15 protein-coding genes and 1 pseudogene are annotated in these 20,374 nt (G+C 72.0%); 9 read left to right on the top strand and 7 right to left on the bottom strand.

Features of this window, described 5'->3' with window-relative positions; genetic code table 11:
- Positions 1–160 precede the first annotated feature (160 nt).
- Genes ACIBBH_RS06665 through ACIBBH_RS06640 form a run of 6 tightly spaced genes read left to right on the top strand, consistent with a single transcriptional unit; the run spans position 161 to position 9,621 of the window.
- Positions 161–1,453: an ABC transporter substrate-binding protein gene (locus tag ACIBBH_RS06665; protein WP_399402575.1), complete on the top strand. Its 1,293-nt coding sequence runs from the start codon at positions 161–163 to the stop codon at positions 1,451–1,453.
- 5 nt (positions 1,454–1,458) lie between these two features.
- Positions 1,459–2,352, top strand: a complete 894-nt coding sequence (locus ACIBBH_RS06660) for a carbohydrate ABC transporter permease (RefSeq protein ID WP_399402573.1) — start codon at positions 1,459–1,461, stop codon at positions 2,350–2,352.
- Complete coding sequence (locus tag ACIBBH_RS06655) at positions 2,349–3,257, top strand: carbohydrate ABC transporter permease (protein ID WP_399402571.1); 909 nt, start codon at positions 2,349–2,351, stop codon at positions 3,255–3,257. The genes ACIBBH_RS06660 and ACIBBH_RS06655 overlap by 4 nt, the downstream gene beginning before the upstream one ends.
- A 33-nt stretch (positions 3,258–3,290) precedes the next feature.
- Complete coding sequence (locus tag ACIBBH_RS06650; protein ID WP_399402569.1) at positions 3,291–4,547, top strand: glycosyl hydrolase; 1,257 nt, start codon at positions 3,291–3,293, stop codon at positions 4,545–4,547.
- Entirely contained in the window at positions 4,544–6,562 is a 2,019-nt protein-coding gene (locus tag ACIBBH_RS06645) for an endo-beta-N-acetylglucosaminidase (RefSeq protein WP_399402567.1), read from the top strand. Before ACIBBH_RS06650 ends, ACIBBH_RS06645 begins: the two co-directional genes overlap by 4 nt.
- A gap of 38 nt (positions 6,563–6,600) precedes the next feature.
- Positions 6,601–9,621 (top strand): alpha-mannosidase, encoded by a 3,021-nt coding sequence (locus ACIBBH_RS06640; protein WP_399402565.1) that lies wholly within the window; start codon positions 6,601–6,603, stop codon positions 9,619–9,621.
- A 3-nt stretch (positions 9,622–9,624) separates the two neighbouring features.
- Here ACIBBH_RS06640 and ACIBBH_RS06635 read toward each other — a convergent pair.
- A pseudogene (locus ACIBBH_RS06635) lies at positions 9,625–9,969 on the bottom strand (FadR/GntR family transcriptional regulator); the annotation flags it as partial.
- A 195-nt stretch (positions 9,970–10,164) separates the two neighbouring features.
- Positions 10,165–11,586: a lipase maturation factor family protein gene (locus ACIBBH_RS06630; protein WP_399402563.1), complete on the bottom strand. Its 1,422-nt coding sequence runs from the start codon at positions 11,584–11,586 to the stop codon at positions 10,165–10,167.
- Positions 11,587–11,773: 187 nt separating this feature from the next.
- On the opposite strand from ACIBBH_RS06630, the gene ACIBBH_RS06625 reads away from it, so the two are divergent.
- Both ACIBBH_RS06625 and ACIBBH_RS06620 read left to right on the top strand, forming a co-directional pair.
- Complete coding sequence (locus ACIBBH_RS06625; RefSeq protein WP_399402561.1) at positions 11,774–13,855, top strand: SpoIIE family protein phosphatase; 2,082 nt, start codon at positions 11,774–11,776, stop codon at positions 13,853–13,855.
- A 31-nt stretch (positions 13,856–13,886) separates the two neighbouring features.
- Positions 13,887–14,750: an Fpg/Nei family DNA glycosylase gene (locus ACIBBH_RS06620; RefSeq protein WP_399402559.1), complete on the top strand. Its 864-nt coding sequence runs from the start codon at positions 13,887–13,889 to the stop codon at positions 14,748–14,750.
- 24 nt (positions 14,751–14,774) lie between these two features.
- Here the strand turns inward: ACIBBH_RS06620 and ACIBBH_RS06615 are convergent, their stop codons facing one another.
- The 3 genes from ACIBBH_RS06615 to ACIBBH_RS06605 form a co-directional block, all read right to left on the bottom strand.
- Complete coding sequence (locus ACIBBH_RS06615) at positions 14,775–15,440, bottom strand: anti-sigma factor family protein (RefSeq protein ID WP_399402557.1); 666 nt, start codon at positions 15,438–15,440, stop codon at positions 14,775–14,777.
- A 150-nt stretch (positions 15,441–15,590) separates the two neighbouring features.
- Positions 15,591–16,103: a hypothetical protein gene (locus tag ACIBBH_RS06610; protein ID WP_399402555.1), complete on the bottom strand. Its 513-nt coding sequence runs from the start codon at positions 16,101–16,103 to the stop codon at positions 15,591–15,593.
- 141 nt (positions 16,104–16,244) lie between these two features.
- Positions 16,245–16,793, bottom strand: coding sequence for a sigma-70 family RNA polymerase sigma factor (locus ACIBBH_RS06605; protein WP_399402729.1), 549 nt, complete (start codon positions 16,791–16,793; stop codon positions 16,245–16,247).
- A 213-nt stretch (positions 16,794–17,006) separates the two neighbouring features.
- Here ACIBBH_RS06605 and ACIBBH_RS06600 point away from each other — a divergent pair, with 213 nt between their 5' ends.
- Positions 17,007–18,134: a CapA family protein gene (locus ACIBBH_RS06600; RefSeq protein WP_399402553.1), complete on the top strand. Its 1,128-nt coding sequence runs from the start codon at positions 17,007–17,009 to the stop codon at positions 18,132–18,134.
- 79 nt (positions 18,135–18,213) lie between these two features.
- Here the strand turns inward: ACIBBH_RS06600 and ACIBBH_RS06595 are convergent, their stop codons facing one another.
- Positions 18,214–19,626 (bottom strand): amino acid permease, encoded by a 1,413-nt coding sequence (locus tag ACIBBH_RS06595; RefSeq protein WP_399402551.1) that lies wholly within the window; start codon positions 19,624–19,626, stop codon positions 18,214–18,216.
- Between the two features lie 150 nt (positions 19,627–19,776).
- Entirely contained in the window at positions 19,777–20,238 is a 462-nt protein-coding gene (locus ACIBBH_RS06590) for a universal stress protein (protein ID WP_399402549.1), read from the bottom strand.
- Positions 20,239–20,374: the final 136 nt, after the last annotated feature.

The raw sequence follows: 20,374 nt of genomic DNA, 5'->3' as shown, positions 1-20,374 counted from the left end.
GCTTTAGCCGAAACTGGCCAATTCTCGCCCACAGGGTTCTGACCAGGCCTGATGAAGGGCCGTTTTCTTTACTCCAGGTGGAGGCATTGACTTTCCCGGAAGCGGCCGGGCATGGTCCTTCGCGTCACCGCCACCGATGCCCCAAGGGAGCCGTGTCACCGTGCCCACATCCCCCAGAGCACTCGCCGTCGCCGCCGTCGCCGCCCTCGTCCTGCCGCTGACCGCGTGCGGCTCCTCGGACGACGGCGGCGGCTCGGCGGACGCCTCCGGCAAGGTCGAGGGAGACATCACCTTCCAGACCTGGAACCTGCGCGCCAACTTCAAGCCGTACTTCGAGGGCCTGATCGCCGGCTTCGAGAAGAAGTACCCGGGCACCCACGTGAAGTGGGTGGACCAGCCCGCCGAGGGCTACGCCGACAAGATCAGCGCCGACGCGGCCGGCGGCACCCTGCCGGACGTCGTCAACGTCTCCCCCGACCTGGTCGCCCCGCTCGCCAAGGCCGGGCTCGCGCTCGACCTCGACAAGGCCGCCGCCACCTACAGGAAGGAGTACCTCGAGGGGGCCTGGGCCAGCCATCGGATACCGGGCATGAGCGGCACGTACGCCTTCCCCTGGTACCTGAACACCGGGCCGCTGTTCTACAACAAGTCCCTGTTCGAGAAGGCCGGACTCGACCCCGCGAAGCCCCCGCAGACGTACGGTGAACTCTTCGCCGACGCCCTGGAACTGGCGAAGAGGAGTGACGGCAAGGTCGCCACACTCGCCAACGTGCCCACCATCGAGGACTTCGGCCGCTACGGCGTCCAGCTCATGAACGAGGAGGGCACCGCCTTCGCCTTCAACGACGCCAAGGGTGCCGAACTCCTCAGCAGGTACAAGGAGCTGTACGACGCCAGGGCCCTCGACCCGCAGGCGCTGACCGCCACCCCCGAGTCGTCCGGCAAGAAGTTCCTCACCCAGGCCGTCGCCATGAACCCCGGCAGCGCCCTCGACCTGGACAACTTCAGGAAGCAGGCGCCGAGCCTGTACAAGAACATCGGCATCACGCACCAGATCACCAGCACCGGCCACGTCAACATGTACGTGATGGGTGTGATGGTCAACTCCAGGACCAGGCACACGCCCGTCGCCGTCGCCTTCGCGCACTACGTCACCGACGCCGAGCACCAGATGTCGTTCGCGAAGCAGGTCGCCGTCTTCCCGAGCACCGCCGGCTCGCTGGACGACCCGTACTTCACCCAGGAGGACGGCACCGACGGGACCCGGGTGCGGATCGCCGCCGCCAAGTCCCTGGAGAACGCGGTCAACTACACGCCCGTGCTGTTCAGCGAGCAGATGAAGACCGCGCTGCGCAACGAGGTCGCCAAGGCGCTCCAGGGCAAGGAGAGCCCCAAGGCGGCTCTCGACAACGCTGTCAAGGCCTGCGACACGCTCCTGAAGCAGCAGGGGTAACTCGCATGACCTCGTCCACCGTCACCCGCGTGCGGCGCCAACTCACCATCAGCCCGTGGCTGTTCGCCGCCCCCGGGCTGCTGATCACCGGCGCGTTCATCCTGTACCCCTTCGTCTCCACACTGGCCAACGCCTTCACCGACCGCCGTACCCTGATCCCGGGCCACTTCGTGGGCCTCGCCAACTTCCGCGAGCTGCTCCACGACGACATGTTCTGGACCGGCCTGCGCAACAGCACCCTCTACGTCCTCGGGGTCGTCCCCGCGCTCGTGGTCCTGCCCCTGCTGCTCGCCCTGCTGGTGCAGAAGAACATCCCCGGCATCACCTTCTTCCGGTCCGCCTTCTACACCCCGGTCGTCGCGTCGATCGTCGTGGTCGGGCTGATCTGGGTATGGCTGCTGGACGAGCGTGGTCTGGTGAACTCCCTGCTGGAGACGGTCGGCGCCGGCCGGGCCGGCTTCCTCAGCGACCAGTGGCTGCTCCTGCTGAGCGCGATGGCCGTCACGGTCTGGAAGGGCCTCGGCTACTACATGATCATCTATCTGGCGGCGCTCGCGAACGTGCCGCGCGAACTCCACGAGGCCGCCGCCGTCGACGGCGCCGGCGCGGTCCGGCGCTTCCTCACGGTCACCGTGCCCGCCGTCCGCTCCACCATGGTCCTGGTCGCCGCGCTCTCCTCGGTCGCCGCGTTCAAGGTGTTCTCCGAGGTCTATCTGATGGCGGGCCCGAGCGGCGGACCGGCCGGCGAGGACACCACCCTCGTCATGCTCGTCCAGCGCACCGGCACCGGCCTCACCGGCCGCGTCGGCTACGCCTCCGCCCTCTCGGCCGTCGTCTTCGTCGTCACCGTCGCGCTGATGCTGCTCGTGCTGCGCGCCGACCGGAGGGACGAGGCATGAGCGTCGCCGAGAAGGTACGGCCCGCGTCCCCGCGGCCGGCCGTCGTCCGCGAACCCCGCGTCACCGACGAGCACGGCCGCCGCGTCCGGGCCTGGGAACTCGTCCTGCGCTACGTCCTGCTGCTCGCCGTCCTCGCCCTGACCACCGGCCCCTTCCTGTGGCAGCTGTCCACCTCGCTCAAGGGCCCCACCGAGGACATCTACAGCTCCCCGCCGGCCTTCCTGCCCCGCCACCCCACCCCGCACAACTACGAGCGGGTAGCGAACACCATCCCCGTCTGGGACTACGCCCTCAACTCGCTCAAGGTCGCCACCGCCAACGTCATCACCAACTGCGTCGGTTCGGCCCTCGCCGGATACGCCCTGGCCCGGCTGCGCTACCGGGGCCGCCGCGTCGCCACCCTCGTCTTCGTCCTGGCGATGCTCGTGCCCGTCGAGGGCATCATCATCGCCCAGTTCACGACCATGCGGGCACTCGGCCTCAACAACACCCTCGTCGGCGTCGTCCTGCCGGGCTGCGTCGGCGCCATGAACGTGCTGCTGATGCGGGGCGCCTTCCGCGACCTGCCCTACGAGATCGAGGAGGCCGCCTTCGTCGACGGCGCCAACGCCTGGCAGCGTTTCCTGCGCATCGCGCTGCCCTCGGTGAAGGGCACCCTCGCCGTCGTCGCGATCTTCGCCTTCATGGGCGCCTGGGACGACTTCCTGTGGCCGCTCGTCGTGCTCAGCGACCCGTCGAAGTTCACCCTGACCATCGGACTCAACTATCTGCACGGCACCTTCGCGGGCGACGAACGGCTCGTCGCCGCGGGCACCGTCATCGCCGTCGCCCCGCTGATCGCCCTCTTCGCCTGCCTCCAGCGGTACTTCTTCCGCGGCGTCGGGGAGGGCGCCGTCAAGGGCTGAAGTCCGCCGCCCAGTCCCAAGGGATCTCCGTCCATGCCCTCTGCCCTGCGCTTCGGCGTCAACTACACCCCCAGCGAAGGCTGGTTCCACCACTGGCTCGACTTCGACGCGGACTCCGTGCGCTCCGACCTCGACCCGGTCGCCGCGCTCGGCCTGGACCACATCCGGGTCTTCCCGCTGTGGCCCTACTTCCAGCCCGACCGCGCGCTGATCCGCCCCCGGGCCGTCGAGCAGCTCGGCCAACTGGTCGACATCGCCGCCGAGTCCGGGCTGGACGTCAACGTGGACGGCCTGCAGGGCCACCTGAGCAGCTTCGACTTCCTGCCCGCCTGGACGCGGACCTGGCACCGGCGCAACCTCTTCACCGCCCCGGACGTGGTCGACGCGGAGGCCCGCTACCTGCGCACCCTCGCCGCCGCGCTCGCCGACCGGCCCAACTTCCTCGGGATGACGGTCGGCAACGAGGTCAACCAGTTCGCCGCCGGCCCGCACCCCGACCCCGACCGCATCACCTCCGCGCAGGCCGAGCGCTGGCTGAGCCGGCTGCTGGCCGCCTGCGCCGAGGGCGCGCCCGGCAGGCTCCACCTGCACGCCTCCTACGACGCCGCCTGGTACCAGGACGACCAGCCCTTCACCCCCGAGCACTCGGCCCGGCTCGGCGACGCCACCGCCGTGCACTCCTGGGTGTTCAACGGCACCGCCCAGCGCCACGGCCGCACCTCCGTGCCCACCGAGCACCACGCCGCCTACCTGGTCGAGCTGAGCAAGGCCTGGGCCGGCAGCCCGGACCGGCCGGTGTGGCTCCAGGAGGTCGGCGCGCCCGCGCCCCTCATCCCCGCCGAGCACGCGGCCGCCTTCACCGAGGCGACCGTCGCCCATGCCGTGGACTGCCCCGACCTGTGGGGTATCACCTGGTGGTGCTCCCACGACGTCAGCCGCGGCCTCGCCGACTTCCCCGAACACGAGTACGGGCTCGGCCTGTTCACCAACGACCGGCGGCCCAAGGACGCCGCCCTCGCGCTGGCCCGCGCGGCCCGGGAACGCCCAGCCGCGCCCTCGCCCCGCAGTACCGCGCTCGTCGTGCCCGCCGACCCCGCCGTCCGCTCCCGCTGCGCCCCCGGCGGGGACGTCTTCGACGCCTTCTTCCGGCTGACCGCCGACGGCGCCCGCCCCACCACCGTCCTCGACGCGCGCGCGGACGACGAGGAGCACCTCGCCGCCCGCGGCATCACCGAGGTCGTCACTCCGGACCAGGTACTCCCCACCCCGCAAGGAGGCACCCGCTCGTGAACCCCTCCAGACGCACCGTCCTCGTCGCCGGTGCCGGCGCCGCGGCGGCCCTGCTGCCCGTCCCGTCCGCCGCGGCGGCCCCCAAGGCCACCGCCGCGGCTCCGCCGTACGCCTCCTACTGGTATCCGGACTCCCTGCCCCCCGGCACCCCGGGCACCGGCATCACCTGGCGCAGCCTGAAGGCCTGGCGGGCGGCCGACGACACCGATCTCGCCTTCAACGCCGCCTCCGTGCCGCTCGCGCCCCGCTTCACCCCCACCCCGGCGAACACCACGGCCCGCTCCGGGCAGGCCCGTGTCCAGGCGCTGGTCTCCTTCGGGCCCACCTCGGCCAACCCGTCCCAGGGCTCGGCCACCGCCGACACCTACGCGCTCACCCACTGGGCGTACCTGGACGAGCTGGTGTTCTGGGGCGGCTCGGCGGGCGAGGGCCTGATCCTCGCCCCGAACGCGCCGATCGTGGACGCCGCCCACCGGCACGGCGTGCCCGTCCTCGGCACCGTCTTCCTGCCGCCCACCGCCTACGGCGGCCAGCTGCGGTGGACCCGCGACCTGGTGCAGAAGGACTCCGCCGGGCACCACCCGCTGGCCGCGCAACTCGTCGCCGTGGCCGGCGCGTACGGCTTCGACGGATGGTTCGTCAACGCCGAGACCGGCGGTGGGAACACCGCGCTCGGCACCGACATGCTCGGTTTCGTACGGGAGCTGAAGTCCCTCGCGGCGGCGCGGGGGCAACGGGTCACCTGGTACGACGCGATGACGGTGAACGGCACGGTGGGCTGGCAGGGCGCGCTGAACAGCCAGAACCAGGCGTTCTTCCAGGCCGCCGACGACATGTTCGTCGACTTCCGGTGGAGCGCGGCCACGCTCGCCGCCTCCGGACAGAAGGCGAAGCAACTCGGACGCGGCCCCTATGAGTTGTGGGCGGGCGTCGACGTCGAGTCGGCCGGCTCGGGTACGTCCGTGAACTGGGACGCGATCGTGCCGACCGGGAAGGCGCACGTCACCTCGATCGGCCTCTACCGGCCCGAGTGGACCCGCAACCACCTGCCCGAGGGGCGCACTCCGGGCGACTTCCACGCCGCCGACGACCGGTTCTGGACCGGGCGGTCGCTGGATCCGTCGCGGCCGGACGGCACGGACCCCTGGCGGGCGCCGGCGGTGTGGGTCGCGGACCGGTCGGCGGTCTCCGCGCTGCCGTTCGCGAGCGTCTTCAACACCGGGCACGGTCTGAGGTGGTACGAGGACGGCGAGGCCACCTCGGACGCGCCGTGGAGCCACCTCGGGCTGCAGGACCGGCTGCCGTCGCGGCGATGGGTGGTGCGCACGGAGGGGGAGCGGCCGGCCGTCACCCTCGACTTCACGGGCGCGTGGCGAGGCGGGAGCAGCGTGCTGGTGGACGGTGAACTGGACGAACCGGCGGTCCTGGACCTGTACGCGACACGGCTGCCGATCACTGTTGACACGGTTGTCGAGCTGACGCACCGGACCGACGCCGGGAGTGTGAACGTCGAGCTCGCTGTCGCCACCGCCGAGCCGAGCGGCGCCGGCGCGACACCGCCGTACAGGTATCTGCCGGTGACGCCTGTGAACGAGGTCAACAGGTGGCAGACCTCGACTGTGCGACTCACGGGGCTGTCCGGCACCGGCACGGTTCACGCGATCGGCGTCCGGCTCACCGCGACCGGCCGTCCCGTCCGCTGGCGGCTCGGCGGACTCACCGTCCGGGACGCGGTCACCACGCCCGCCGCCCCCTTCGGCCTGCGGATCACCGCGGCCTCCGGAGGAGACCTGCGCCTGGCCTGGAACCCGGCGCCCGGCGAGGTGCGCCACTACACCCTGCACCGCCTGCTGCCCGGCGGCTCCCGCCGCTTCCTCGGCGGAACCTGCCAGCGGGCGTACTTCGTCTCCGGCCTCCAGCCCGAACAGGGCGAACGGGCCGCACGGTTCGAGTTGCGTGCCGTGGGGGAGCTGTACACCTCGTCGGCTCCCGTGGCCGTGACCCATCCCTGGTAACCGATCCCCCGTCCCGCCCCCAGTCTTGGAGCACCCGCATGCATGACGACCGCAGCCTGGTCGAAGCCCGCCTCAAGCGTGTCCTCGACGAGCGTGTCCGCCCCGCCGTGTACCCCGAGTCCGTGCCGCTGGACGTCGCGGTGTGGCACGCGCCCGGCGAACCCGTGCCGGTCGCCGAGGGCCTCGCGGCCGAGCCCGAGCCGATCGAGGTGGGCGCCCGGTGGGGTGCTCCCTGGGGAACCAGCTGGTTCCGGGTGGCGGGGACCGTACCCGAGGCCTGGGCGGGCAGGACCGTCGAGGCTCTGCTCGATCTCGGCTTCGACGAGAACATGCCCGGCTTCCAGTGCGAGGGCCTGGTCTACCGGCCCGACGGCACCCCCGTGAAGGGCCTCAACCCGCGCAACCAGTGGGTCCGCATCGGCGCGCCCGTCGAGGGCGGCGAGCAGGTGCGGCTGCACATCGAGGCGGCCTCCAACCCCGTCATCCTCGACTACCACCCCTTCCTGCCGACCAGGCTCGGCGACAAGGAGACCGCGGGCAGCGAGCCGCAGTACACCCTCGCCCGGATGGACCTCGCCGTCTTCGACGAGACCGTGTGGCAGCTGGTGACCGACCTGGAGGTGCTCGGCGAGCTGATGGCCGAGCTGCCGGTGGACTCCGCGCGGCGCTGGGAGATCCTGCGGGCGGTGGACAGGGCACTGGACGCGATCGACCTCCAGGACGTGGGCGCGACGGCGGAGCCTGCCCGTTCACGGCTGACGGACGTGCTGGCCGCCCCCGCCGTCCCCTCCGCCCACCGCGTCAGCGCCGTCGGTCACGCGCACATCGACTCGGCGTGGCTGTGGCCGCTGCGCGAGACGGTCCGCAAGGTGGCCCGTACCACCGCCAACATGACCGCCCTCATCGAGGACGAGCCGGACTTCGTCTTCGCCATGTCGCAGGCCCAGCAGTGGGCGTGGGTGAAGGAGCACCGGCCCGAGGTGTGGGCGCGGGTGAAGAGGGCGGTGGCGGACGGGCGGTTCGTGCCGGCCGGCGGGATGTGGGTGGAGTCGGACACGAACATGCCGGGCTCGGAGGCGATGGCCCGGCAGTTCGTGCACGGCAAGCGGTTCTTCCTCGACGAGTTCGGCATCGAGAACCAGGAGGCCTGGCTGCCGGACACCTTCGGCTTCGCCGCGGGCCTGCCGCAGATCATCAGGGCGGCCGGTTCCCGGTGGCTGCTCACGCAGAAGATCTCCTGGTCCCGGACGAACAGGTTCCCGCACCACACCTTCTGGTGGGAGGGCATCGACGGCACCCGGATCTTCACCCACTTCCCGCCCGTCGACACCTACAACTGCTCCATGAAGGGCAGCGAACTCGCCCACGCGGCCCGCAACTTCAAGGACAAGGGCCGCGCCCGGCGCTCCCTCGCCCCCACCGGCTGGGGCGACGGGGGTGGCGGCACCACCCGGGAGATGGTCGCCAAAGCGGCCCGGCTGCGCGACCTCGAAGGCTCGCCCACCGTCGTCTGGGAGACCCCCGAGGCGTTCTTCACCGAGGCCGAGGCCGAGTACGCCGACCCGCCGGTCTGGGTCGGCGAGCTCTACCTCGAACTCCACCGCGCCACCTTCACCAGCCAGGCCAGGACCAAGCAGGGCAACCGGCGCAGCGAACACCTCCTGCGCGAGGCCGAACTCTGGTCGGCCACGGCCGCCGTCCGCACCGGATTCCCTTACCCGTACGAGGAGTTGGACCGCGTCTGGAAGACGGTCCTGCTGCACCAGTTCCACGACATCCTGCCCGGCTCGTCCATCGCCTGGGTGCACCGGGAGGCGCGGGCGACGTACGAGCGGCTCGCCGGGGAGCTGACCGGGATCATCGACGCGGCCCAGCGCGCCCTGGCGGGCGAGGGCACGACGCCGCTCGTCTTCAACGCGGCCCCGCACTCCCGCTCGGGCGTCCCGGCGGGCGGCGCCGCCGCACCGGTCACCGAGGGCCGGACCACGCTCACCCCGCGGGCGGACGGCGGGTACGTCCTGGACAACGGCCTGCTGCGGATCGGGATCGACGACCGGGGCCTGGTGGTGTCGGCGTACGACCCCGAGGCCGGCCGCGAGACGATCGCCCCGGGAAGCGCGGCGAACCTCCTCCAGCTCCACCCCGACTTCCCGAACATGTGGGACGCCTGGGACGTGGACGAGTTCTACCGCAACACGGTCACCGACCTGACCGACGCCGACGAGGTGACCGCGGGCGAGGACGGCGCGTCCGTGCGGATCGTACGGTCCTTCGGCGCCTCCCGCGTCACCCAGGTGCTGTCGCTGCCGCCCGGGGAGCGCCGGCTGGTCCTCGACACCGAGATCGACTGGCACGAGACGGAGAAATTCCTCAAGCTCGCCTTCCCCCTCGACGTGCACGCCGAACGCTACGCCTCGGAAACCCAGTTCGGGCATGTCCACCGCCCCACCCACACCAACACCTCCTGGGAGGCGGCCAAGTTCGAGGCCTGCAACCACCGCTTCGTCCACCTGGAGGAGCCCGGCTGGGGCGTCGCGGTCGTGAACGACTCCACGTACGGCCACGATGTGACCCGCACCGTGCGCACCGACGGCGACCGGGGTACGACCACCACGGTCCGCGTCTCCCTTCTGCGCGCCCCCCGCTTCCCCGACCCCGAGACAGACCAGGGCGTCCACCGCTTCCGGCACGCCCTCGTCCCCGGCGCGTCGATCGGGGACGCGGTCCGTGAGGGCTGGCGGATCAACCTGCCGGAGCGGCGGCTCACCGGGGCCGGGGAGGTGGCGCCGCTGGTGACGGCCGACCGGGACGCGGTCGTGATCACGGCGGTGAAACTGGCCGACGACGGCAGCGGGGACGTGGTGGTCCGCTTCCACGAGGCGCACGGGGGACGGGTCGGGGCGACCCTGACAGCCGGGTTCGAGGTCGCGGACGTCGCGGTGACGGACCTGCTGGAACGCACGCTGCCCGGTGCGGCGGCACCGGAGCGCGACGGTGACCGCATCGCCGTACGGCTGCGTCCCTTCGAGCTGATGACGCTCCGTCTGCGCAGGGCGTGATCCTCAGGACCCCAACTGAGCCCTGAGCCACTCCTCCACCTCGCCCACGTGCGCGGCCGCCGCCGCGCGGGCCGCATCCGGGTCGCGGGCGGCCAGCGCGCGGTGGATGGCGGCGTGTTCGCGGCGGGTGCGGGCGAAGGCGCCCTCCCCCTGGTAGCCGCGCCAGACGCGGGCCCGGAACGTGCGGGGGGACAGGCCCTCCAGGATGGCCGCCATGGTCTCGTTGCCCGCGGCCACCGCGATCTCGCGGTGGAAGGCCAGGTCGTGGGCGAGGATCTCCTCCGGGTCGTCGGTGGCGTTCATCGCCGCCAGGTGCTTGTCGACCTCGGCGAGCTGGTCCGGGGTGAGGGGAGGTGTTCGAGCGGACCGCCGCGCGCGTGTACCGCCTCTGAACGGCGCTGCCGTCGCGGTGGGTGGCGGGCCGGCCTTCGCGGGGTTCGGCCTCCAGCACCGCCGCTGCAACTGGGCGCAGGTCGGTCCGTGCAACGCGGCCCGGCAGCTACGCCCTCGACATGAACGACCAGTACACGCCCGCCTGACCGCTCACGACCGCTGGGCCACCCCCGCCAGACGCGTCGGCGGCAGGTACTCCCGCACATAGGTCCGCTCCCAGCACGCGCCGGTCTCCCGAAGCTCCCGCCAGGTGGTGTAGCGGTAGCGGAAGAGGCGGGCGCGGAGGTAGCGCGGGGGCTCGTCGGGCGGGAAGGGGGAGCGGCGCAGGAGCCGGAGGGTGTCGGGATCGTTCTCCAGCAGGCGTTCCACCAGACCGCCGAACCAGGCGCCGGCGTACCCGGGCGACAGCGCGGCGAACCACATCAGCCAGTCCAGGCGCAGGTGGTAGGGCGCGAACTGGCGCGGCCAGCGCCGGGGATCGCCCGGCTTTCCCTTGAACTCGTACTCCCGCCAGTCGGAGTCCTCGCGCGGTACGGCGTCCCGTGTGCCCTCCACCACCACCTCGTACCGGATCCGGCTGACGCTGCCGAACGCACCGTAGGTGTTGACCAGGTGGAGCGGGTCGAAGGAGCGGTTCATCACCTGGCGCCGGGAGATCATGTTCACCACCGGGTGGTAGCTGAGGAACACCAGCAGCGCGGCGACGGCGAGGACCACGATCTCGTACCACAGGGGCGCCGCGGGCACGGACGGCGCGGTCGTGGGGAACCGGACCGCCGACAGGGCCACCACGATGGTGATCCAGTTCAGCCAGGAGAAGTTGCCGGACAGCACCAGCCACAGCTGGGTGACGATCATCAAGGACGCGGCGGCCGACGCGACGGGCTCGGGGAGGAAGAGGAGGACCGGCACCACCAGCTGGGTGACGTGGTTGGCGGCCACCTCCATCCGGTGCAGCGGCCCCGGCAGGTGGTGGAAGAACCAGCTCAGCGGGCCCGGCATCGGCTGGGTCTCGTGGTGGTAGTCCAGGCAGGTCAGCTTCCGCCAGCAGGCGTCCCCGCGCATCTTGATCAGACCGGCGCCGAACTCCACCCGGAACAGCACCCAGCGCAGCAGGAAGAGCACCACGACCGGCGGGGCGACCTCGTCGTTGCCGAGGAACACGGCCAGGAAACCGACCTCGAGCAGCAGCGACTCCCAGCCGAACGCGTACCAGGTCTGGCCCACGTTGACGATCGACAGATACAGCGCCCAGGGAACCAGCCACAGCAGCATGCCGCCCCACAGCGGCAGTTGGGAGTCCGCGCCCGCGAGCAGCGCCACCGAGACCGCACAGCCCGTCCAGGCACAGGCCGCGAAGAAGCGGTCCGAGTAGCGCAGGTGGAACAGGCTCGGCGCCTGCCGGAACCGCACCCGCGCCACGAAGCGGGGGATCGGCAGCATGCCGCGCTCGCCCAGCAGGGCCCGGAACTGCAGGGCCGCCACCAGGAACGCGACGAGATACACGCCGGCCAGCGCCCGCTGGAAGACCAGCCGGCTCAGCCAGTAGTCGGGTGCGGTGAACCAGTCCACGGCCGTGTGCTCCTCCCTCCATCGTGACGCCGGAGGTGTCCGTCACTCTGTGTACCGCACGCCACCGGTCGCGTAACCCGGGAGAGTGAGGCGGCCCATGTGGCGAGGCCGGGCGGGGAGGCCCGTCCGAGCGGCAGCCGTCGTCGCCCCACTCGAAGAATCCGGCAAACCCTGGCAAGGTGGCTCCATGGCCGATCGGGGCGCGAGCGCCCTGTCACCCCCGGACGACTGGACCGCCCACCCGGATCCGATCCTGGTGCTCAACCGCATGGGCACCTTCGACTGGGACCTGGACACCGGTCTGTTCCACATGGACGCCCAGGCCCACGAGGTCTTCGACGTACTCCCGGAGGAGTACGACGGCCGGCCCGAGACCCTCGCCGTCCGCGTACCCCCGCCGGAGGCCAGCCGGCTGGACGCCGTGGTGGCCCAGGCCATCAAGGACGGCAGCGAGAACTACGGGGCGTACTTCCGCATCCGCTGCCGCGACGGCACCCGGCGCTGGACGCACACCCAGGGCTACATCCGGCGCGACGGGACCGGCCGCCCGCGCCGGGTCATCGGCATCGTCCGGGACGCCACGCAGGAGCTGGCGGAGAGCGAGGCACGCAGCCTGCGCGCCGCCCAGGACGCGGCCGTCCGGCGGCAGACCGGCGTCGTGCAGGTCATCACCGCGGCCCTCTCGCACGCCCGCAGCGTCCAGGACGTCATCGACGTCCTCCTGGACACCCACGGCGTCCGGCACCTCGGCGCGGCCAGCCTGGTCATGGGCCTGGTGGAGGCCGGCCGCATCCGGATGATCGCCGAGGGGCCGGAGGGCAGCTGCGTACCCGGCACCAAGGTCACCCGGATCGACGAGCCCTACCCCATGAGCGAGGTCGTGCGGACCCTCGTCCCGCGCTTCATCGAGTCCCCGGAGGAGTTCGCCGAGGGCTACCCCATCCTCTGGCCGCACATCACCGACCTGGCGATCACCTCCGCCGCCTACCTGCCCCTGATCGCCCAGGCCCGGCCGATCGGCGCCATGGGCCTGCTCTACGGCGACCGGCGCGGCTTCTCGGACGAGGAGCGCACCGTCCTGGTCGCGCTCGGCAGCAGCATCGCGCAGAGTCTGCAACGGGCCATGCTCTACGAGCAGGAGAAGGACCTCGCCCAGGGCCTCCAGCAGGCGATGCTGCCCCGCACGATCCCCAGCGTGCCCGGGGCGGACGTGGCGGTGCGCTACCGCTCGGCGTCCCTGGGCCGGGACATCGGCGGCGACTGGTACGACCTCATCCCGCTGCCCGGTGGCCGGGTCGGCGCGGTCATCGGCGACGTCCAGGGACACGACACGCACGCGGCGGCCGTCATGGGCCAGCTGCGCATCGTGCTGCGCGCGTACGCCGCCGAAGGGCACACCCCGGCCACCGTGATGGCCCGCGCCTCCGTCTTCCTGCACGAACTCGACACCGACCGCTTCGCGACCTGCCTGTACGCGGAGGCGGACCTGTCCACCGGCGTGGTCCAGGTGGTCCGGGCCGGCCACATCGACCCGCTGATCCGGCACACCGACGGCTCCTGCCGCCGGATATCCGTCGAGGGCGGCCTGCCGCTGGGCCTGTCCGCCGAGTTCGGCCGCCTGGAGTACCCGGTCTCCACCGTCGAGCTCGACCCGGGCCAGACACTGCTGCTGTGCACCGACGGGCTCGTCGAAGAGCCCGGCACCGACCTCGACGACGGGCTGCGGACGCTGACCACGCTCATCGAGACGGGCCCGGACGACGTGCGCGACCTCGCCGACCGGCTCATCGACGTGGCCGAGGAACGCGGCGGCGACGACGACGTGGCCCTGCTCCTGCTCCGCCGCCGCTGCCTGGACACCCCGCGCAGCGGCGGCCGGCTCCAGCAGCACGTGGCCCCCGGCGACCCCGAGGCCCTCAGACTCGCCCGGCACATGATCCACGCGACGGTCGGCGCCTGGGGCGCCGTCGAACGCGCCGACGAGATCGAGCTGGTCGCCGACGAGCTGATCACCAACGCCCTGATGCACACCGAGGGCTCCGCGATCGTCACCCTGAGAGCCCTCAGCGGCAGCGACCGCCGCCTGCGCGTCGAGGTCGAGGACTCCTCCAGCGCCCTGCCCCGCCGCCGGGACGCGGGCGACTGCGGCGTCTCCGGCCGCGGCCTGCTCCTCGTCGACCGCCTCGCCGACGTGTGGGGCGTGGAGGCACGGGGCTGCGGCAAGTGCGTGTGGTGCGAGTTCCTGGTGCCGGGAACGGAGCCGGCCTGACCACTGCGGCCCCGGATGGCACTCTGGACGTATGCCGGAACTGCCCGAGGTCGAGGCACTGAAGGACTTCCTGGCCGAACACCTGGCCGGCCACGAGGTGGTGCGGGTGCTGCCCGTGGCGATCAGCGTCCTGAAGACGTACGACCCTCCGCTCACCGCCCTGGAGGGCCACGAGGTCACCGCCGTGCACCGGCACGGCAAGTTTCTCGACATCGTGACGGACGGCGGCCCCCGCCTGGTGACGCACCTGGCCCGCGCGGGCTGGCTGCAGTGGAAGGACCGGCTGCCGGACGGCCCGCCCCGCCCCGGCAAGGGGCCCCTCGCCCTGCGCGTGGCCCTGGAGACCGGCGAGGGCTTCGACCTCACCGAGGCCGGCACCCGGAAACGCCTCGCGGTGTACGTCGTGCACGACCCGCAGGAGGTCCCGGGCATCGCCCGCCTCGGCCCCGACCCCCTCGCCGACGACTTCGACGCGGACCGCCTCGCCGCCCTGCTGAAGGACGAGCGGCGCCGGCTCAAAGGCGCCCTGCGCGACCAGAGCCTGATCGCCGGCGTGGGCAACGCCTACAGCGACGAGATCCTGCACACGGCGAAGATGTCCCCCTTCAAGCCGGCCGCCTCCCTCACCCCGGACGAGGTCGGCACCCTCCACACCGCCCTGCGCACCACCCTCACCGAGGCGGTCGAACGCTCCCGCGGCCTGGCCGCCGGCCGCCTGAAGGCGGAGAAGAAGAGCGGCCTGAGGGTCCACGGCCGCACCGGCGAGCCCTGCCCGGTCTGCGGTGACACCATCCGCGAGGTCTCCTTCAGCGACTCCTCGCTCCAGTACTGCCCGACCTGCCAGACGGGCGGGAAGCCGCTGGCGGACCGAAGGATGTCGCGGCTGCTGAAGTAGACAGCCGTCGGATGACGACACCCCCTAGCGGGACTCGAGCGTCACCAGCCGGTCCCCGTCCGCGGTGCGCACCTCGTAGCGGGCGATCTCGTCGGGGTGCATCGTGGAGCCGCCCTCGACGGTTTTCATGCCCGCGTCGTGGCCGGGCACGGTCCAGTTGGTCAGGATCTGCTCGGAGCCGTCGCGGCCGACGGCGACGAGCCGGCAGGAGCGGGGGCCGGCACCGTCCTTGATCTTCAGCTGGACCATGCTGCCCGTGTCCTCGTCCTCGGTGGTGACCTGGGCCCACACCTTCGAGTGGGCGTCGGTCGCCGCCGTGACCCGTACGGTGCTCTCGCCGGCGCCGCTCGCGTGGCCCGCGTACATGGCGATCCCGGGGCCGGCCACGGCGAAGACCACCGAGGCGGCCAGGCCGTACAGGAAGCGCCGGCGGCCGGCCCGCCGCCGGGAGGTCACCGCGGCCAGCAGGCCGTCCAGCATCCGGGGCCCGGGCTGCGCCACGGGGTGCACGAAGCGCGGGGTCGCTCGCCGGTACAGCATCAACTGCCGTGCCGGGGGCCCGAATTCGGTCACGTGTGCCGCGCAGCGGGGGCACTCCATGAGGTGGTCCTCGAAGCGGAACGCCTCCGCCTCGTCGAGCACGCCGAGCGCGTAGGCGCCGACATCGCGATGCCGTTCCAGGGACCTCATGCCGAATCCTCATGCCAGTGGGTGCGGGTGGGGTTACTCCTTGCTCCCACCCGTACGCACCGGACAGTCGAATCACTCAAGGCGCACACAGAATCGTAACCAACGGATTCGGAGCGGCCGGGCCTGCGGATTGGTCCGACTCCGGAAAAGTCAGAAAAGATGGATGGCGAGGTGTCCGAGCGGCAGCCCGAGCTGCCAGGCGGGCGTCCACACCTTCGGTCCGTCGTCCTCGCCGACCACCGGCCTGCCGCCCGGCACCGCGTCCATATCGGGCGCGAGCAGCTCGGTCTCCTCCAGCCAGCGCCAGGCCTCCGCGGCCAGCTCCAGGTCCGGCGAGGGGGTGCCCGCCCTCGCCGTCTCGGCGGTGAGCTGGGCCAGGCGCTCGCGCACCCAGTCCTGCCACGGCTGGTCGTACGCCGTCAGCGACAGCCAGGTCTCCAGCTGGGAGACGACCCGGATCCCGGAGAGCTCGCCCTCGGTGTCGGAGAGGAAGATGGTCAGCGCCAGCGCGTCCCGGCCGGCCCGGAACTCGAAGGACGTCGGCGGCATCAGGTCGCCGGTCCGCAGCAGCTCGTCGGCGATGTACTCGGCGTACAGCCAGGCCATGGGGACGGTCAGTTCACCGCCGCCGCCGTCGGTGCTCTCTTGACCTCTGTGCAGCATCCCTTCCTGCCTTCCTCCGGTCCGTGCGGTACGGGCGCGCGTCGCCCGAACCCCCAGTCCGGAACACGGATGAGGACAGCTGATTGCTCAACCGGGGTCCGCAGCAAGGCGCTTTACGGAGGTTTGACTCGACTGTTGGTTTCAGCGCAGGTCGGCCGCGTAACCCGGAAGCACTCGGCGCAGGGCGCGCAGCGCGTAGTACGCGCGGGACTTCACGGTACCGGGCGGAATCCCCAGGGTCTGAGCGGCCTCCGCCACACTCGCCCCTTGGAAATACACCAGCACCAGGACTTCACGGTGCTCCGGAGTGAGTGTCTTCACAGCCTCGCGCACATCGAGCATCGCGGCCGCCCGCTCGGCGTGATCGCCGGTCACCCGGGCGTTCTCCAGCACCGCGTCCCCCACCTCCGGCGGCCGCGCCTGCCGGGCCCGCCGCGCGTCGATGGCGAGCCGCCGGCCCACGGTCAGCAGCCAGGGCCGTACGGAGGCGAAGTCGTCGGCGCGCAGCGCCTCGGGATGCTGCCAGGCGCGTACCAGGGTCTCCTGCACGAGGTCCTCGGCGCGCTGCCGGTCCCCGTCGCACAGCCTCAGCAGCAGCGCGAAGAGCGGTCGGCCGTGCTCGCGCTGGAGCGCGGCGAGCTCGTGCTCGGCGGTCGTCGTCCCGGCGGGGAGGGTGGTTCCGGCCGTCATGGCCGTATGGCACCGCAGGGCGCGGGCCGGGGACAGGGGGTGCACAGGGATCTGCGGCGGACGGTCGATCGCGTCGACGAACGGTTCGACGAACGGTCCGCCCGCCGTCGCCGCCGACACCGGACGGGTCAATGAGGGTGCCTGTGCCGTTTGCGACCGCGGCCAGCTTCATACCTATTTGTCGGTAAATGCGACCAACTGTGGGGTGAGTCGATGATCGCACGCAGACGACAGGTGGCCCTGGCGCTGACCGCGCTCCTCGCGGCGGGCGCCGCCTGCCAGGCCCAGGCACGGCAGGAGCCCGCCCCGCCGGGACGGCCTGCGCCGCCCGCCGCCCGTGGCTTCACCCTGGTCGCCTCCGGCGACGTCCTGCCGCACTCCGCCGTCATCCAGCGGGCCCGGTTCGACGCCGGCGGCACCGGCCACGACTTCCGTCCGATGCTGGCCGGTGCCCAAGGCGCCGTCGCGGCGGCCGACCTGGCGCTGTGTCACCTGGAGACCCTCCACAGCGCGAGCGGCGACCACACGCCGGAGCTGGCCGGGAGTCTCGTCGCCACCGGCTACGACGGCTGCTCCACCGCGTCCGGCCACTCCCTGGACGACGGCGCCCCCGGCATCCGGCGCACCCTGGACGCCATGGACAGGGCGGGCCTGCGCCACACCGGGACCGCGCGCACCGACGGCGAGGCGCGCACCGTCACGATCCTGCCCGCGGGCCCGGCGAAGGTCGCGCACCTGGCGTACACGTACGGCACCGACGACATCAGGCCGCCGTCCGGACAGCCCTGGGCCGTCAACCTGATCGACGAAGGCCGCATCCTCGCCGACGCCCGGGCCGCCCGGCAGGCCGGCGCCGACGTGGTCGTGGTCTCCCTGCACTGGGGCACCGAGTGGCAGGACGCCCCCGACCGGCGTCAGCTCACCCTCGCCGGCCGGCTCACCGCCGCCCGCACCGACGGCCGCCCGGACATCGACCTCCTCCTCGGCGCCCACGCCCACGTCCCGCAGGCCTACGAGAAGGTCAACGGCACCTGGGTGGTCTACGGCCTGGGCGACCAGATCGCCGGCGAGATGTACAACGGCAAGGGCGTCCAGGATGCGCGCGGCAACGAGTCCACCCTCGGCCGCTTCACCTTCGCCCCGCCCGTCCGGCCCGGCGGCCGCTGGGAGGTGACCCGGGCCGAGTTCGTCCCGCAGATGTACGACCTCGACGCCGGCCGCGTCGTCGACCTGAACCAGGCGATCGCCCAGGGCGCCGACCTGACCGCCGTGCGCGACGAGATCCGGGATGTGGTGCTCAGCCGGGGCGCGGCGAGGGACGGGCTGATGATGGGCCAGTGACGCCGGACAGCGCACCTGGGCCCTGTCGTCCCCGCAGGGCCCGCCCTCCGGGCGGACGACGGGAATGTGCCGACCGGGCCTAGCGCCCTGCCAGCGCCGACCGCTTGTAGGAGTAGCCGAAGTAGATGACGCAGCCGATCACGAACCACACGGCGAACCGGACCCACGTCTGCCACTGCAGGAACGTGATCAGCCAGATCGAGAAGACGACGCCCAGCGCCGGCACGAACGGCATCCACGGTGTGCGGAAGGTGCGCGGCAGCTCCGGCCGGCGGTAGCGCAGCACGATCACCGCGGTGCACACCACCACGAACGCCAGCAGGATGCCGATGTTGGTCAGCTCGGCCGCCTGCCCGATCGGGACGAACCCGGCGATCAGGGCCGACGCCACCCCGACGATCCACGTCACCCGCGTCGGTACGTGCCGCGTCGGGTGCGTCCTGGCGAACCACCGGGGCAGCAGTCCGTCGCGGGACATGGAGAACCAGACCCGGGTGACGCCCAGCATGAACGTGAACATCACCGTGAGGATGCCGATGATCGCGCCCACCGCGATCACGTCCGCCAGCCCGCTCAGCCCGACCGACTTGAACGCCGTGGAGAAGCCGCTCTCCTTGTCGATGTCCTTGTAGTTCTGCATGCCCGTCAGCACCAGGCAGGCCGCCACGTACAGGACCATCGCGATCGCCAGGGAGTAGACGATCGCCTTCGGCATGTGCCGCTGCGCGTCCTTCGACTCCTCGGCCGCCGTGGACATCGCGTCGTACCCGAAGACCGCGAAGAACACCGTCGCCGCACCGGTGAACGCCCCGCCGATCCCGTACGGGAAGAAGGGGTGGTAGTTGGCGCTGGTGATGTGGAAGACGCCGACGCCGATCACCAGCAGCACCACCAGGACCTTCAGGGCGACCACGAACGTCTCGAAGCGGGCCGCGCTGCGGATGCCGAGGTTGAGCAGCCAGGCGATCAGCAGGCACAGCACGGCGGCGAACAGGTCGACCCGGTGGCCGTGCCCGGTGCCGGGCGCGCCCAGCATCCAGTCGGGCAGGTTCGCGCCCATCTCCTCGACCAGGAAGCTGAAGTATCCGGAGATCCCGATCGCCACGACCGCCACGATCGCGGTGTACTCCAGCAGCAGGTCCCAGCCGATGAACCAGCCCGCGAACTCGCCGAGCACCGCGTAGCCGTACGTGTAGGCCGAGCCCGCCTTCGGGATCATTCCCGCGAACTCCGCGTACGACAGCGCGGCGGCGGCACTCGCGACGCCGGCGATGAGGAAGGAGACCAGTACCGCGGGCCCCGCCGTGCCGTTGGCCACGGTGCCGGCCAGGGTGAAGATGCCCGCGCCGATGATGCCGCCCACGCCGATCGCGGTGAGCTGCCACAGGCCGAGGGATTTGTCGAGGCGAGGGCCCTCGCCGAGTTCGGTCTCCTCGATGTGTTCGATGGGTTTGCGGCGGAGAATGCCCTCACCCGTGCGGAGCCTGGCCACGCGCCTCACCTCTTCGCCGACGGCAACGGCTGACGGCGGATCATGATGGCCCAGGGCGGTGTGGGACGGAAGACGCCACGCACGGACACCTCGGGCTCCGTCCGCCCGGCGTCCGGATCCGGTGCCCTGCGCGTCCCGCCGCCGGCGACGCTACGGCACCACCGTCACCGGCCACCGTCCCGCCTTCACCAGGCGGATCGCCACCGAGCCGATGATGCGGTGGCCGGCCTGTTCGGAGGCGCCGACGACCACGGCGTCGGCCTTGAGGTCGTCCGCCGCCTTCACCAGGCCGTTGTAGGGGTCGCCGTGGAAGGTGTGGAACTCCCAGCGAATGTCGTAGATGCCCTTGAGGCGCTCCGCCGCGTCCCGGATCTGGGCGACCAGGTCATCGGCGATCTCGTCGGTCGTCTCCGCGACCGGCACCCCGAGCGCGGCGCCCGTCGTCATCACCGGCTGTACGTACACGACGGCGAGCAGGGCGTGCTGCCGCCGCGCGAGACCGCCGGCGTACGCGGCGGCCCGGAGGGAGGACTCGGAGCCGTCCACACCGACCACGATGACCTTCGGCCCGTCGGTGCCCCGCTCGAACTGGTGCGAGTGCTGTTCCGTCACGGCCGCGAGGTTATCGGAGCCCAGGGCTCCGGCCACGGCCCGGGACCACGGTGGGGGCCGTCCCGCCGCCTCCGGGGCTGCCGCGCGCCACCGCTCGGGCGCCCCGGCGGCGCCGCCTCGCCGGTCGGTTCCGGGT

It is taken from the genome of Streptomyces sp. NPDC051636, from assembly GCF_044453765.1.
Classification (GTDB): domain Bacteria; phylum Actinomycetota; class Actinomycetes; order Streptomycetales; family Streptomycetaceae; genus Streptomyces.
Note: the sequence above shows the minus strand (reverse complement) of the source record. Positions and strands in the feature narration are given on the sequence as shown.